The organism is Enterobacter cloacae complex sp. SYL003, assembly GCF_049236925.1.
In the GTDB taxonomy this organism is placed as follows: domain Bacteria; phylum Pseudomonadota; class Gammaproteobacteria; order Enterobacterales; family Enterobacteriaceae; genus Enterobacter; species Enterobacter intestinihominis.
In genome coordinates this window covers 24,397-37,762 of record NZ_JBMKJK010000023.1, presented here as the reverse complement: position 1 = coordinate 37,762, position 13,366 = coordinate 24,397, and the positions used below count along the sequence as shown (strand labels likewise).

Here is a 13,366-nt window from a genome sequence, read left to right as displayed (position 1 = left end):
GGGTCGAAAGATTACCATAATTTTCTAACGGAGGGAGCATGGCAACACGCATTGAGTTCCAGAAACATGGCGGGCCAGACGTACTGCAAGCCGTGGAGTTTACCCCCACGGCACCTGGCGAGAACGAAATCCAGGTTGAAAACAAAGCGATCGGCATTAACTACATCGATACCTATATTCGCGGCGGTCTCTATCCGCCTCCGTCGATGCCGAGCGGACTGGGCACCGAGGCGGCCGGTATCGTCAGCAAAGTGGGCAGCGCGGTTAAGCACATTAAGGAAGGCGATCGCGTGGTGTACGCGCAGTCGGCGCTGGGCGCTTACAGCTCCATCCATAACGTTCCGGCCGAGAAAGCGGCGCTTTTGCCAAATGCGATCGGCTTCGAGCAGGCTGCCGCCTCATTCCTGAAAGGGCTGACGGTCTATTATCTGCTGCGCAAAACCTACGAAATTAAGCCTGACGAGCAATTCCTGTTTCACGCAGCCGCAGGTGGCGTAGGGCTGATTGCCTGCCAGTGGGCGAAAGCCCTGGGGGCGAAGCTGATCGGCACCACAGGCAGCGCGCAAAAAGCGCAGCGCGCGCTGGACGCGGGCGCATGGCAGGTGATCAACTACCGGGAAGAGAGCATCGTTGAGCGGCTGAAAGAGATCACTGGTGGCAAAAAGGTACGCGTGGTGTATGACTCGGTGGGGAAAGACACCTGGGAATCTTCGCTGGACTGCCTGCAACGTCGCGGGCTGATGGTGAGCTTCGGTAACGCCTCCGGGGCTGTCACCGGCGTGAACCTGGGCATTCTGAATCAGAAAGGGTCACTGTATGTCACCCGCCCTTCCCTGCAAGGTTACATCACTAATCGGGAAGAACTTGAGGAAGCCAGCAACGAGCTGTTCTCGCTGATCGCCAGCGGGGTGATCAAAGTGGATGTGGCAGAAGCGCAGAAATATCCGCTGACCGATGCGCAACGTGCGCATGAGGTGCTGGAGAGCCGGGCAACCCAGGGCTCAAGTCTGTTAATTCCCTGAGCCATAAAAAGAAATTGGGCTTCCCATGGGAAGCCCTTTCTTTTTTTTAGTTCGGCTGTATGTAGGGTACAGCTCGATGAATTCTTTAGCGGCAGCCATAGTGACAGATTCGATAAGTAAATCCTATTCTGTTCTAAAGATTGCTGCCGGAAAAGTTGCAGGTATGTGACGTACCCCTCAATACCTTAGTAACGGAAGCGGTTATTACGCTGATAAGTCGGCAGTTTTGGTGATTTAATCGCCCGTATGGCCCATACCACCGCAATCGCCAGAAGTAACCACGGCAAGAGTTTAATCGTCAGGGCAAATAAACCGCCGACAAACATCACCACCGTGGCCACAACGAGCGCGGCCAGAATACCGAGCAGCGACACGCCCGTGACCATCAGCATGATAAAGAAGCCAATCACAAAAAGTAGTTCCAGCATGGTGCTCTCCCACGAGTTCCCGAATGATGCTGCGATCATTACAAGAATCATGCCAAAAATAAGTTGTTGTTCTGAAAGCAAAACGCCCCGCAATGTGTTGCAGGGCGTGGCGTATTTGACCATCTTTTAGCGAAATTTAACGTTTATCCGCAACCAGACGCAGCGCGTGTTCCAGTACCTCAATATCCGCACCGGCTTTATGCGCGTTCTCGCTGAGATAACGACGCCACTGGCGCGCACCAGGAATGCCCTGGAACAGGCCAAGCATATGGCGGGTAATGTGGCCCAGATACGTACCATGACTCAGCTCGCGCTCAATGTACGGATACATGGCGCGCACTACGGCCACGGGATCGGTGTCAGCACCCTCAACGCCAAAGATTTCCCGGTCAACCGTCGCCAGAATGCCCGGATTCTGATACGCCTCGCGTCCGACCATCACGCCATCCATATGTTCGAGGTGCGCTTTGGCCTCGTCCAGCGACTTAATACCGCCATTGATCGACATGGTCAGGTGTGGGAAGTCGCGTTTCAGCTGGTACACGCGCGGGTAGTCCAGCGGCGGGATCTCGCGGTTTTCTTTCGGGCTGAGGCCTGAGAGCCAGGCTTTACGGGCGTGGATGATAAACATCTCGCATTCACCCTTCCCTGATACCGTGTTGATGAAATCACACAGAAACTCATAGCTATCCTGGTCGTCTATGCCGATACGGGTTTTGACCGTGACCGGGATAGAGACGACGTCGCGCATCGCTTTGATGCAGTCCGCCACCAGGTGCGCATTTCCCATCAGACACGCGCCGAACATGCCGTTTTGCACACGGTCGGACGGACAACCGACGTTGAGGTTAATCTCGTCATAGCCGCGTTCTTCGGCCAGCTTCGCGCACTGCGCCAGCGCAGCCGGATCGCTGCCACCGAGTTGCAGCGCAACCGGATGCTCCTCTTCGCTGTACGCCAGATAGTCGCCTTTGCCGTGAATAATTGCGCCGGTAGTGACCATTTCGGTGTATAGCAGCGTATGGCGGGAGAGCTGACGCAGGAAATAGCGGCAGTGTCTGTCCGTCCAGTCGAGCATTGGCGCAATGGAAAAACGGTGTGCAGGGAAAGCGGTCTGGAATTCTGACGACATGGCGAACTTTTAAGCATCTGGTGGAAAAGGGGCGCTACTATAGCACAAAGAAAAGCCGGAGGCGCAGCGCCTCCGGTGTACTTTAGAACGTCATGCTCAACTGTGCCCCTGCGCCCCAGGTCTCGTCTTCGCCATAAAGCCCCATCAGGTCAACATGGACGGAGTTGAACGGCGCAAAACCGACACCGCCGGTAAAGACGTTGCTGTCGTTCCCCTTCATATCCGCACGATAACCGGCGCGCACTGCCAGCCAGCTCAGCGGCGTGACTTCAGCACCAATGCCGGCGTATTGGGAGGTATCTTCGCTTTTAAAGCCCTTGGTTTCGGTCAGATCCCCGTCCGCGGTCAGCGTCACCAGATCGTTGTGCCAGGCGGCCCCGGCAGTGACCAGCGGACGGATCTGATAGGTGTCTTTATAACTCACCACCTCTCCTGTGCGCCCGTTGCGAATGCGGATATCTTTGGTATCGATATCGCGCGACATCAGGTTTTGCCCGCTCACGCCGAGCGTCCAGTTTTCACCGAAATCAGCAGCAATACCGGCATCGACGTTGAAGCCAGTGTCGTCGGTACGGTAGCGGCTGTCGTTCCACTTATTACTGTCGTAATCGTAGATTGAGGTGGTGTAGTTATAGAGCCAGGTTTTTTGCAGCTTCGGCGTGACGCCAACGGAAACCGGAACGCCGCCAAGATCGAACTGACGGGCTACCGCAATACCGTAGTCGGACACAATCGCCGCCCGGCCAGACGCCGTAGAGTTAAGGTTTTTGGTGATCTGATCGGAACCGTTTAGCGCGGCATCCAGCGCCACACCGGCAGCCACCGCATCGCTTCGTTGTATACCGCGCAGATAATCAATGTCCTGCTGATCGATTGAAGAGCTGACGCGGCCATGTGCATAGCCTTTGGCCATAAAGGCCACGGAAAGGACATCGTTAGGGATACTGACGGCAATCCCCGCCCCTGCGGTGGCGTGTGCGGTTTTGCCTTTCAGGTAGTCCAGCTCATCAGCGAGATCTTTCGCTGCGCCCTGGAACTGATTGATCGAACCTAATGGATCCGTGATGATATCAATGGGGGTCAGACTATCAACCACGTCCTTGTAATGATTGATTTTATCGTTAATGGTATCAATCTCGTCCTGAAGATTGTCTTCATCGGTCACCTGCACGCCAACGGACGGCAAAATGACCGTCACATCATCCTCGGGCTTAGATTTTGCCAGTAACGCGGGGTTGATTAACGCCCCGCTGCCATAGCTGCCTGCTGCCACGCCCGTGCCGCCCATTGCGTCACTACGCGCTTCCGTCCAGGTATTGGCTGCTCCCGCCTGATTTGCCATAAAAAAGGAGACAGCAATGCTAACCATCGAAAATTTAAAATGTTTTTTCACAGTGTGCTCGTAAATAGTTTGTTATTAGTTAACCCTGTCTGTTATCACCCAAACAGGAACGAACTATTGCTGTGAATAAGTACAAAAAGACCCGCTATTTCCCTAAGTTAAATTCCATCCCGGCCTGTTCTAATGTGTGACGACCATCAATATTTATAGAAGAGGAAATTATTTTCGCCCAGGTTTTCCATCGTGCGGGCCAAAAAACTGAGGCGGATGGTCTACCCAGTGGTCTTCGCGCGTCACGGCATACACCGGATTGAGGGGATAGTAGATGCGGTTATGTTTTTTATTAGCCTCACCCACCACCAGTAAGCGCACCTCTTCATCGGTGTTGTTGATAAAGGTATGGCACACCCCCGTGCCGGCAGGAAATCCCACGCTGTCTCCGGGTTCAAGCTTCCACAGATAACCATTGATCCAGGCCTCAGGGTAACCCTCCAGAACGTAAACAAACTCCTCTTCGTCGCTTTCCGCATGCGGATAAGAAGTACGGCGTCCGGGCGGCAGCCGTTCATGGTGAATACCAATGCGGCCGAGACCCAGCTTGCGGGCCAGCGGCGCGCCAATAGAAAACCGTTCATTGCTGTCCGGATACGTTGCGTCATCGGCGCCTTCCACGTCCCGCCAGTGCCGAATACAGTCAGGTCTTTTCATCATGCGATCTCCCGATTTGCGATGCGTCAGGTATAGCACAGCCTGGCGGATCTCGGTGTTTTTAGCAGAACATGATAAAGTGAGGGTTTTCACCCCTTACCACATCCGAGGTGCCCGATGGACAAGTCCACAAAAGAGCTGTTAGCGCAAGCTGAAAAGCTCTGTGCGCAACGCAATGTGCGCCTGACCCCGCAGCGCCTTGAGGTACTGCGTCTGATGAGCCTGCAACAGGGTGCCATCAGCGCTTACGATCTGCTCGACCTGCTGCGTGAAAGCGAGCCGCAGGCAAAACCGCCGACCGTCTATCGGGCGCTGGATTTTCTGCTGGAGCAAGGGTTTGTGCATAAAGTGGAATCAACAAACAGCTATGTGCTGTGCCATCTTTTTGACCAGCCTACTCACACGTCCGCCATGTTTATCTGCGATCGCTGTGGCGTGGTGAAGGAAGAGTGTGCGGAAGGTGTGGAAGATATTATGCATACGCTGGCAGCCAGAATGGGCTTTGCGCTGCGCCATAACGTGATCGAAGCCCACGGCTTATGTTCTGCCTGCGTGGAGGTGGAGTCATGCCGTCATCAGGATGCCTGTCAGCACGATCACTCTATCCTGGTGAAGAAAAAGCCGCGTTAAGGCCAAAGAAAAAGGCGGCTCAGAGCCGCCCTTGGGGATAGTGCCGGTTACCAGCGGTAGTCGTTACGGGTTTCCCAGTCTTTGACTTCGTTTTCCGCCTGATCTTTTTCGTAACCGTAGCGCTCCTGGATTTTACCTACCAGCTGATCGCGCTTACCTTCAATGACGGTCATATCGTCATCTGTCAGCTTACCCCACTGTTCTTTCGCTTTACCTTTGAATTGCTTCCAGTTGCCGCCGATTTCATCTTTATTCATAATCGTGTCCTCGTGTTAAGCGTCTATGAGTGTCGTCCGCTTCGTTCTTTTCTGCTGGACGTGATTATTATTATAGTTAAGGATTCGGCATTTATTTTTATATTCGGAATCTTTAACCGTTACGATAAATCGTGCGGGGCTGGAAACCAGGTATTGTTTCGCCAGTGACGACGCCAGATAACGGCCAGCGAAAGGCCACGCAGTGAGAGAAACACCGCCAGCGCGAGCCACAGACCATGATTGCCGAGATATGGCAAGGTCAGCAGCGTCAGGCCGAACCCCGCCGCAGCGACGGCCATGCTGTTGCGCATCTCCGCCCCTCGCGTCGCACCAATAAACATGCCGTCCAGCAAATAGCACCACACGCCCACCACCGGTAATACTACCTGCCAGAGGATGTAGCGATCGGCCAGCTCACGTAGCGCGGGCAACGAGGTGAGAAGCGCGACAATATGCCCACCAAAACAGGCGTAAACCAGAGCAAAGACCAGCGCCACCAGACCCGCCTGACGACAGGCTGCACGCCAGACTTCGCGTAACTGGCCGCTTTCACGCGCGCCATAAGCCTGCCCTGAATGCGCCTCGACGGCGTAAGCAAAACCATCCAGCGCGTAAGCGGTAAAGGTCAGTAACGTCATGAGCACTGCGTTGACGGCGACGATCTCAGGCCCAAGACGCGCACCAAAAACGGTTAATGCGCCGAAGCAGAGTTGCAGCAGGAGCGAACGGAGCATGATGTCGCGATTAAGCGCCAGCAGCTTACGCATATTGCCGCGCCAGGCCGATTTCAGCAGATCCAGGGTGATACCGCGCATCGCCAGCACGCGCCAGACCATCCCCAAACCGATCAGCAGCGTCCCGTACTCGGCAATTGCCGTAGCCAGCGCCGCGCCCCGGACGTTCATGTGCAGTCCCATCACCAGCCAGAGATCGAGCACAATGTTTAGCAGGTTACCCACCACCAGCAAGATCACTGGCGCGCGGGCGTACTGCACGCCCAGCAGCCAGCCCAGAAGGACCAGGTTTGCCAATGAAGCGGGCGCGCTGAGCCAGCGAATTTCGAGGAACCGCCGGGCTTGTTCCAGTACGGCATCGCTGCCGCCTACAATATGGAGCGCAAGATCAATCAGCGGCGTACGCAACAGAACGATTAACGCGCCAGCACCGAACGCCAGAATGAGCGGCTGAACCAGCGCACGCGCCAGACGCAGGGGATCTTTTGCACCATACGCCTGGGCCGTAAGGCCTGTCGTACTCATGCGCAGAAAAAGTAGCAGCATAAAGAGGAAGCTGGTCGCCGTTGCGCCAATCGCGACGCCGCCCAGGTAAATCGGCGAATCCAGATGCCCGATTACCGCCGTATCAACCAGCCCCAGCAGAGGAACGGTAATATTGGAAAAAATCATCGGTAGCGCAAGACGCCACAACGCCTTATCGGCAGAAGTTAGCAATGCCATGGAAATTACCGGAATCAGAAAACAGGCCAGGCTGTAGAGGAACTACAGCCTGTCAGGAAGAGATTACAGCCATTCACCGTTGCGGATAACGCCGACCGCCAGCCCTTCAATAGAGAAGCTCTGCTCGCGGAGATCCACCACAATCGGGGAGAATTCATTGTTTTCAGGCAGAAGCTGCACGGTATTGCCTTGTTTTTTCAGGCGCTTAACCGTCACTTCATCATCAATGCGCGCCACGACCACTTGTCCGTTACGCACGTCCTGGGTTTTGTGTACCGCCAGCAGATCGCCATCAAGAATACCGATATCTTTCATGGACATTCCGCTAACGCGCAGCAGGAAATCAGCGCTCGGCTTGAACATGCCTGGGTCAACCTGATAGTGCCCTTCGATGTGCTGTTGCGCCAGCAGAGGTTCACCTGCGGCTACGCGGCCCACCAGCGGAATACCGCTCTCTTCTTCCACCAGCAGACGGATGCCGCGTGAGGCGCCGGAAACAATCTCAATCACGCCCTTACGCGCAAGCGCCTTAAGGTGCTCTTCGGCAGCATTAGGAGAACGGAAGCCCAGACGCTGCGCAATTTCTGCACGCGTGGGTGGCATACCCGTCTGGCCGATATGATCCCGAATGAGATCAAACACCTCTTGCTGCCTGGTCGTTAACGCTTTCATACCGCCCCCTGGGTGTATATACAGTTATGCTGTGAGTATATACAGTCAAAGGCGATTTTGGAACCAAAAACTGCACAAAAAACCAGGGACTTAATTATTCCTCGAGGCTCATCGGAAATGCGACCAAAGTAGCGTGACCCAGGTGATCGCCGCCGTGATAATCGACAGCAGTACGGCAGCGGAACCCATGTCTTTCGCCCGGCCAGACAGTTCATGGAATTCCGACCCGATTCGGTCAACAACGGCCTCAATAGCGCTATTCAGAATTTCCACTATCATCACCAGAAGGACAGATCCGATGAGCAGTACGCGGGTGATAGCATCAACATCAAGGAAGCAGGCGATGACAACGGCAACGATTGCGGCAACCGCTTCCTGGCGGAAAGCGGCTTCATTAACCCATGCGGCGCGGAAACCTTTCCATGAATAACCGGCAGCTTTAATGATTCGAGTTAACCCAGTGGTATTATTGGCCATTAAAAGAACCTTTTATGATAAATAGCGTCAGTAACTAAAGCCGCAGCGCGTTTTGCTGCGACCTGAAGTATGACGGGTAACAACAGAAATTTTGCGCGCTTTCTGTTATCCTTGCGCCGCAATTGCATTATTAACCAGAGGCTTTACATCGTTTATGTCCGGCTGGCCACGAATTTACTACAAATTACTTAATTTACCATTAAGCGTACTGGTAAAAAGTAAGTCTATCCCAGCAGAACCTGCGCTGGAATTAGGGCTCGATACGTCGCGCCCTATTATGTACGTTTTGCCTTATAACTCGAAGGCAGACCTGCTAACGCTTCGCGCTCAATGTCTGGCGCACGATTTACCTGACCCGCTTGAACCGCTGGAAGTCGACGGTACGCTGCTGCCGCGCTACGTGTTCATCCATGGCGGACCGCGCGTGTTCACCTATTACACGCCGAAAGAAGAGTCCATTAAGCTGTTCCATGATTACCTCGATCTGCACCGCAGCAACCCCGATCTGGACGTGCAGATGGTGCCGGTGTCGGTGATGTTTGGCCGTCGTCCGGGGCGTGAAAAAGGGGAAGAGAACCCGCCGCTGCGTATGCTCAACGGCATTCAGAAATTCTTCGCCGTCTCATGGCTGGGACGCGACAGCTTTGTTCGCTTCTCGCCTTCCGTTTCACTGCGCCGCATGGCGGATGAACACGGTACTGACAAAATCATTGCGCAAAAGCTGGCGCGCGTTGCGCGTATGCACTTTGCACGTCAGCGTCTGGCGGCCGTTGGGCCTCGTCTCCCGGCGCGTCAGGATCTGTTCAACAAGCTGCTGGCTTCCAAAGCGATTGCCCGTGCCGTAGAAGACGAAGCGCGCAGCAAGAAGATTTCGCACGAGAAAGCGCAGCAGAACGCAATCGCGCTGATGGAAGAGATCGCCGCGAACTTCTCCTACGAGATGATTCGTCTCTCTGACCGTATCCTCGGTTTCACGTGGAACCGCCTCTATCAGGGGATTAACGTCCACAACGCCGAGCGCGTGCGTCAGTTAGCGCATGACGGCCACGAGATTGTCTATGTGCCCTGCCACCGCAGCCACATGGACTACCTGCTGCTCTCTTACGTGCTCTATCACCAGGGCCTGGTGCCGCCGCATATTGCTGCCGGTATCAACCTGAACTTCTGGCCAGCAGGTCCGATTTTCCGCCGTCTGGGTGCGTTCTTCATTCGTCGTACCTTCAAGGGTAACAAGCTCTACTCCACCGTTTTCAGGGAGTATCTGGGCGAGCTGTTCAGCCGCGGTTATTCCGTGGAGTACTTTGTTGAAGGCGGTCGCTCCCGTACCGGTCGTCTGCTCGATCCTAAGACCGGCACGCTGTCGATGACCATTCAGGCCATGCTGCGTGGCGGTACGCGTCCTATTACGCTGGTGCCTATTTACATCGGTTATGAACACGTGATGGAAGTGGGCACCTACGCGAAAGAGCTGCGCGGTGCGACCAAAGAGAAAGAGAGTCTGCCGCAGATGCTGCGTGGTCTGAGTAAATTGCGCAACCTCGGTCAGGGCTACGTGAACTTTGGCGAGCCCCTGCCCCTGATGACATATCTGAACCATCATGTTCCGGAGTGGCGCGAGTCTATTGATCCTATCGAAGCGGTACGTCCGGCCTGGCTGACGCCAACGGTCAACGGCATTGCATCCGAGCTGATGGTACGCATCAACAATGCTGGTGCGGCAAACGCCATGAACCTGTGTTGTACCGCGCTTCTGGCCTCTCGCCAGCGTTCACTGACTCGCGAGCAGTTGACCGAGCAGATTGATTGCTATCTGGATATCATGCGCAACGTGCCGTATTCCGTGGATTCGACCGTGCCGTCTGCCACCGCCAGCGAACTGATCGATCACGCGTTGCAGATGAACAAGTTCGAAGTCGAGAAAGATACGATTGGTGACATCATCATTCTGCCGCGCGAGCAGGCCGTGCTGATGACCTACTACCGTAATAACATCACTCACATGCTGATGCTGCCGTCACTGATGGCTGCCATTATTACCCAGCACCGCCGTATTTCGCGTCAGGAGCTGCTGCGCCATATTCAGGCCATCTATCCGATGCTGAAAGCGGAGCTGTTCCTGCGCTGGAGTAAGGATGAGCTGGCGGCAGAGCTCGATAAAATGTCCGCAGAGATGCGTCGTCAGGGGCTGATTACCATCAGTGATGACGAACTGCATATCAATCCGTCACGTTCCCGAACCTTGCAGCTCCTGGCTTCCGGTGCGCGTGAGACGTTGCAGCGCTACGCCATTACCTTCTGGTTATTGAGTGCTAACCCGTCAATCAACCGCGGTACGCTGGAAAAAGAGAGTCGGACGCTGGCCCAGCGCCTGTCCGTTCTGCATGGCATTAACGCCCCGGAATTCTTCGACAAAGCGGTATTCAGCTCCCTGGTGCTGACGCTGCGCGACGAAGGTTACATTAGCGATACGGGCGATGCTGAGCCGGAAGAGACGATGAAGGTTTACCAGATGCTGGCAGAGCTGATTACCGCGGATGTGCGTTTAACGATTGAGAGTTCGACGCAGGGCGAGTGATGTTAAAGCCGGGTGGCGCTAACGCTTACCCGGCCTACATGTTCTGCTAAATCGTAGGCCGGGTAAGGCGAAGCCGCCACCCGGCTTTTTTATGACCAATAACTCATCGCCAGCCCCATAAACAGCACCAGCCCGACGTAGTTATTATTCAGAAACGCTTTAAAGCAGGCTTCACGCTCGCGCTTCACGATCAGCTTCTGCTGATACGCAAACAGCAGACCCGCCACCAGCACGGACCAGTAAAACTCCCAGTTCAGCCCGTTCAGGCGACCAATCGCCACCATCAACGCCAGCACCGCCACCTGCAATATGCCGATGATCAGTTTGTCGTGACGGCCAAACAGGATCGCTGTCGATTTGATGCCAATCTTGAGATCGTCATCGCGATCGACCATCGCGTATTGGGTATCGTACGCAACGGCCCAGAGAATATTCGCCAGGAACATCAACCAGCAGCTGAGCGGAACGGACTCGCTGACCGCGGCAAACGCCATGGGAATCGACCAGCCAAATGCCGCACCCAATACCACCTGCGGCAGATGGGTGTATCGCTTCATAAATGGGTAGACCCAGGCCAGCGCCAGAGCAGCGACGGACAGCAGAATGGTCATGGTGTTAAGGGTTAACACCAGCATGAAAGAGAGAAGCACCAGCACCACAAACAGGATGCGCGCCTCTTTCCCGGTCACCTGACCGCTCGGCAAAGGACGATTCGCGGTGCGCTTAACATGTCCATCAAATTTCCGGTCAGCATAGTCGTTGACCACACAGCCCGCAGCGCGCATCAGCCAGACACCCGCCACAAACACCGCCAGGATCCACAGCGGCGGTACGCCCGGCGTGGCAACCCACAGCGCCCATAAGGTCGGCCACAGCAGCAGCAGCGCGCCAATGGGTTTATCAGTACGCATCAGGCGGTGATAGGCCAGCAGCTTATTCTGCGTCAGACTCCACTCCATTTTTTCTCCCTCTTAGTACAACGGCGATGCAGGCAAAAAGAGTTCCGTCAGTATTAACGGCTTGCCACTCAAACGAAGGCGGGAACGGCGCCCCCACAAATCGGCATCGCAACCAATTTCAATAAAATCACGGGTCAGTTCAGACGAGGTGAACAGATAGCGCCCCAGCGGCGTTTTGCCGAGGCGTTGCAGTGCAAGCTCCGGCCCGGAAAGTGTAGACTCAGGAACCACCGTTCGCCCGGCAAGCCACGGCTCGCCATCCGCACAGAGTAAAATTTCACGCAGCCAGTAGCGTTCTTCCTGCGGCAGCAGCGGCAGCTCGCTGGCAATCGCTTCAGCCAAGACAAAACCTTCCTGAATCATCGTCACCGTGACCGTTTTACCCTGTTGCTCAAAACGTTTTGTCATGGAATCTTCCAGCAGCAGCCAGTCCAGCTGTTCCGGGTCAAGCGCAGGGATGTGGTCGAAATAGCGTAGCGCACGCAGCTGCGTTAGCGCGGGGTGTGACATGCCAGACTCTCCGATACATAACGTAAAAGCATTGTATCGCAGATTGGCAAAATGAGGACGGACAAACAGAATTTAACGATCACTATCGCAACAAAGGTGCAACTTAGCCAAAAAAAGTGCGCCCGCGAAGGCGCACCAAACGACTAACAAAATCAGCACTGTGGGGAGACGGTTACCCCTTGCCTTTTACACTGCTGATAAAGGTGGAACGGGCAGTGGTTGAACCTAAACGCTCGGCTTCATCAAGCAGTTTCAGCGCTTTATCGACATCGCCGTTTTTAACTGCCTGCTTGATGGCGTTGTTAAAGTAAGTTTCAGTATCGTTAAGCACCGGCTCGGCTTTTTTCGCCGGGGCCGGGGCTGCGGCTGGTGCTGCGGCTGGCGCGGCATACACAGGCGCGGCAGTATTACCCACCGTTACCGGACCCGGGCCAGATGAGCCAAACAGTGGGCCTACGAGTACGCTGGAGCTGCTGTTGGTTTTCACCTTCAGCTTAAGCAGGCCGTCGGTGGTATGGCGCGCAATCGGATCGGGAATATCGGGAATGGCGTTACCGACCCCTTTGGCATAGGCTTTTGCCGGATCGAGCAGAGTGGTGGTTTGCTGCAAATCTTTTTCAGTGGTGAAGACCAGTACGTAGAGCTTTTGCTGCCCGAGCGCCGGGGTCAGACGCATTACCCCTTCCAGGCGGTCCGCGCTCATTACACCCGGCTCTTGATAGGTAAAATAGCTGCTGGGGAAATAGGCGGAAGGCGTCATGTTCTGATCGAGGATCAGAACGTTCGGCGCAAAAACGCTGGTCTGTTTGTTAACTTCACTGGATAAAGTCAACGTTAGCTCACCGATATTAGCCGGTACGCTATAGGCGGCTACCGGCCCGGTAATGCCAGCCACATTGAGCTGTTGGCCACCCGTCGCAAGCTGTGTGCTCTGCGTTTTGGACTGATCCACCGGCGTCCAGGTTAATTGCTGTAGAGCGGCTGTCGGAATGGCAGGCGCTGCGCTGGTATTCTGCGGTACATAATTGACGTCAGCGAGCGTAACGCCAGGCACACAGGCCAGCAGACCCGCTGTCAGGCACAGCGCGACGAGATTTTTCTTCATTTTCATTGTTATCACCTCAGAAAGCGTAAGCACTGCGGTGGCCAGGCAATAGCGCGCAGTACCTCAGGAATTGAGGGGCTTTCGCCCCCCAG

14 protein-coding genes are annotated in these 13,366 nt (G+C 55.0%); 3 read left to right on the top strand and 11 right to left on the bottom strand.

Translation table 11 applies throughout. The features are described from left to right. Positions 1-38 precede the first annotated feature (38 nt). Positions 39-1,022: a quinone oxidoreductase gene (locus ACOT1A_RS21515; protein ID WP_022646744.1), complete on the top strand. Its 984-nt coding sequence runs from the start codon at positions 39-41 to the stop codon at positions 1,020-1,022. A gap of 185 nt (positions 1,023-1,207) precedes the next feature. Here ACOT1A_RS21515 and pspG read toward each other — a convergent pair whose 3' ends face one another. The 4 genes from pspG to ACOT1A_RS21495 form a co-directional block, all read right to left on the bottom strand. Next, positions 1,208-1,450, bottom strand: a complete 243-nt coding sequence (gene pspG / locus ACOT1A_RS21510; protein ID WP_017382623.1) for an envelope stress response protein PspG — start codon at positions 1,448-1,450, stop codon at positions 1,208-1,210. A gap of 136 nt (positions 1,451-1,586) precedes the next feature. Further along, positions 1,587-2,582, bottom strand: a complete 996-nt coding sequence (dusA, locus tag ACOT1A_RS21505; protein ID WP_003860304.1) for a tRNA dihydrouridine(20/20a) synthase DusA — start codon at positions 2,580-2,582, stop codon at positions 1,587-1,589. Positions 2,583-2,664: 82 nt separating this feature from the next. Continuing rightward, positions 2,665-3,951 carry a conjugal transfer protein TraF gene (traF, locus tag ACOT1A_RS21500; RefSeq protein ID WP_400174399.1) on the bottom strand — a complete coding sequence of 429 codons (1,287 nt, stop codon included), beginning with the start codon at positions 3,949-3,951 and terminating at the stop codon, positions 2,665-2,667. Positions 3,952-4,143: 192 nt separating this feature from the next. Then, positions 4,144-4,632, bottom strand: a complete 489-nt coding sequence (locus tag ACOT1A_RS21495; protein ID WP_022646741.1) for a cupin domain-containing protein — start codon at positions 4,630-4,632, stop codon at positions 4,144-4,146. Between the two features lie 117 nt (positions 4,633-4,749). On the opposite strand from ACOT1A_RS21495, the gene zur reads away from it, so the two are divergent. Then, positions 4,750-5,262: a zinc uptake transcriptional repressor Zur gene (zur, locus tag ACOT1A_RS21490; protein ID WP_006810484.1), complete on the top strand. Its 513-nt coding sequence runs from the start codon at positions 4,750-4,752 to the stop codon at positions 5,260-5,262. A gap of 47 nt (positions 5,263-5,309) precedes the next feature. Here zur and ACOT1A_RS21485 read toward each other — a convergent pair whose 3' ends face one another. The 4 genes from ACOT1A_RS21485 to ACOT1A_RS21470 all read right to left on the bottom strand — a co-directional run bounded on the left by ACOT1A_RS21485 (position 5,310) and on the right by ACOT1A_RS21470 (position 8,125). After that, positions 5,310-5,519 carry a CsbD family protein gene (locus ACOT1A_RS21485; protein ID WP_003860314.1) on the bottom strand — a complete coding sequence of 70 codons (210 nt, stop codon included), beginning with the start codon at positions 5,517-5,519 and terminating at the stop codon, positions 5,310-5,312. A 119-nt stretch (positions 5,520-5,638) separates the two neighbouring features. Then, positions 5,639-6,976: an MATE family efflux transporter DinF gene (gene dinF, locus ACOT1A_RS21480; RefSeq protein ID WP_276170362.1), complete on the bottom strand. Its 1,338-nt coding sequence runs from the start codon at positions 6,974-6,976 to the stop codon at positions 5,639-5,641. 63 nt (positions 6,977-7,039) lie between these two features. Then, on the bottom strand, positions 7,040-7,648 hold the full coding sequence (lexA, locus tag ACOT1A_RS21475) for a transcriptional repressor LexA (RefSeq protein WP_003860318.1): 609 nt from the start codon (positions 7,646-7,648) through the stop codon (positions 7,040-7,042). 108 nt (positions 7,649-7,756) lie between these two features. Further along, on the bottom strand, positions 7,757-8,125 hold the full coding sequence (locus ACOT1A_RS21470) for a diacylglycerol kinase (RefSeq protein ID WP_006810487.1): 369 nt from the start codon (positions 8,123-8,125) through the stop codon (positions 7,757-7,759). 154 nt (positions 8,126-8,279) lie between these two features. Between ACOT1A_RS21470 and plsB the strand changes: the two genes are divergently transcribed. Beyond that, positions 8,280-10,700 carry a glycerol-3-phosphate 1-O-acyltransferase PlsB gene (gene plsB / locus ACOT1A_RS21465; RefSeq protein WP_023299088.1) on the top strand — a complete coding sequence of 807 codons (2,421 nt, stop codon included), beginning with the start codon at positions 8,280-8,282 and terminating at the stop codon, positions 10,698-10,700. A gap of 89 nt (positions 10,701-10,789) precedes the next feature. Here the strand turns inward: plsB and ubiA are convergent, their stop codons facing one another. The 3 genes from ubiA to malM all read right to left on the bottom strand — a co-directional run bounded on the left by ubiA (position 10,790) and on the right by malM (position 13,280). Then, positions 10,790-11,659: a 4-hydroxybenzoate octaprenyltransferase gene (gene ubiA, locus ACOT1A_RS21460; RefSeq protein WP_022646737.1), complete on the bottom strand. Its 870-nt coding sequence runs from the start codon at positions 11,657-11,659 to the stop codon at positions 10,790-10,792. A gap of 12 nt (positions 11,660-11,671) precedes the next feature. After that, a complete protein-coding gene (gene ubiC, locus ACOT1A_RS21455) occupies positions 11,672-12,169 on the bottom strand; it encodes a chorismate lyase (protein ID WP_276170361.1) in 498 nt (165 codons plus the stop codon). 172 nt (positions 12,170-12,341) lie between these two features. Then, positions 12,342-13,280, bottom strand: a complete 939-nt coding sequence (malM, locus tag ACOT1A_RS21450; RefSeq protein ID WP_063152840.1) for a maltose operon protein MalM — start codon at positions 13,278-13,280, stop codon at positions 12,342-12,344. Between the last annotated feature and the right edge of the window lie 86 nt (positions 13,281-13,366).

Excerpts from the sequence above, each read along its gene's own strand:
- ACOT1A_RS21495 (WP_022646741.1), bottom strand. The coding sequence starts at position 4,632 with ATGAAAAGACCTGACTGTATTCGGCACTGGCGGGACGTGGAAGGCGCC.
- lexA (WP_003860318.1), bottom strand. The coding sequence starts at position 7,648 with ATGAAAGCGTTAACGACCAGGCAGCAAGAGGTGTTTGATCTCATTCGG.
- ubiA (WP_022646737.1), bottom strand. The coding sequence starts at position 11,659 with ATGGAGTGGAGTCTGACGCAGAATAAGCTGCTGGCCTATCACCGCCTG.
- ACOT1A_RS21515 (WP_022646744.1), top strand. The coding sequence starts at position 39 with ATGGCAACACGCATTGAGTTCCAGAAACATGGCGGGCCAGACGTACTG.
- traF (WP_400174399.1), bottom strand. The coding sequence starts at position 3,951 with ATGGTTAGCATTGCTGTCTCCTTTTTTATGGCAAATCAGGCGGGAGCA.
- dusA (WP_003860304.1), bottom strand. The coding sequence starts at position 2,582 with ATGTCGTCAGAATTCCAGACCGCTTTCCCTGCACACCGTTTTTCCATT.
- dinF (WP_276170362.1), bottom strand. The coding sequence starts at position 6,976 with ATGGCATTGCTAACTTCTGCCGATAAGGCGTTGTGGCGTCTTGCGCTA.
- ACOT1A_RS21485 (WP_003860314.1), bottom strand. The coding sequence starts at position 5,519 with ATGAATAAAGATGAAATCGGCGGCAACTGGAAGCAATTCAAAGGTAAA.
- ACOT1A_RS21470 (WP_006810487.1), bottom strand. The coding sequence starts at position 8,125 with ATGGCCAATAATACCACTGGGTTAACTCGAATCATTAAAGCTGCCGGT.
- malM (WP_063152840.1), bottom strand. The coding sequence starts at position 13,280 with ATGAAAATGAAGAAAAATCTCGTCGCGCTGTGCCTGACAGCGGGTCTG.
- zur (WP_006810484.1), top strand. The coding sequence starts at position 4,750 with ATGGACAAGTCCACAAAAGAGCTGTTAGCGCAAGCTGAAAAGCTCTGT.
- pspG (WP_017382623.1), bottom strand. The coding sequence starts at position 1,450 with ATGCTGGAACTACTTTTTGTGATTGGCTTCTTTATCATGCTGATGGTC.
- ubiC (WP_276170361.1), bottom strand. The coding sequence starts at position 12,169 with ATGTCACACCCCGCGCTAACGCAGCTGCGTGCGCTACGCTATTTCGAC.
- plsB (WP_023299088.1), top strand. The coding sequence starts at position 8,280 with ATGTCCGGCTGGCCACGAATTTACTACAAATTACTTAATTTACCATTA.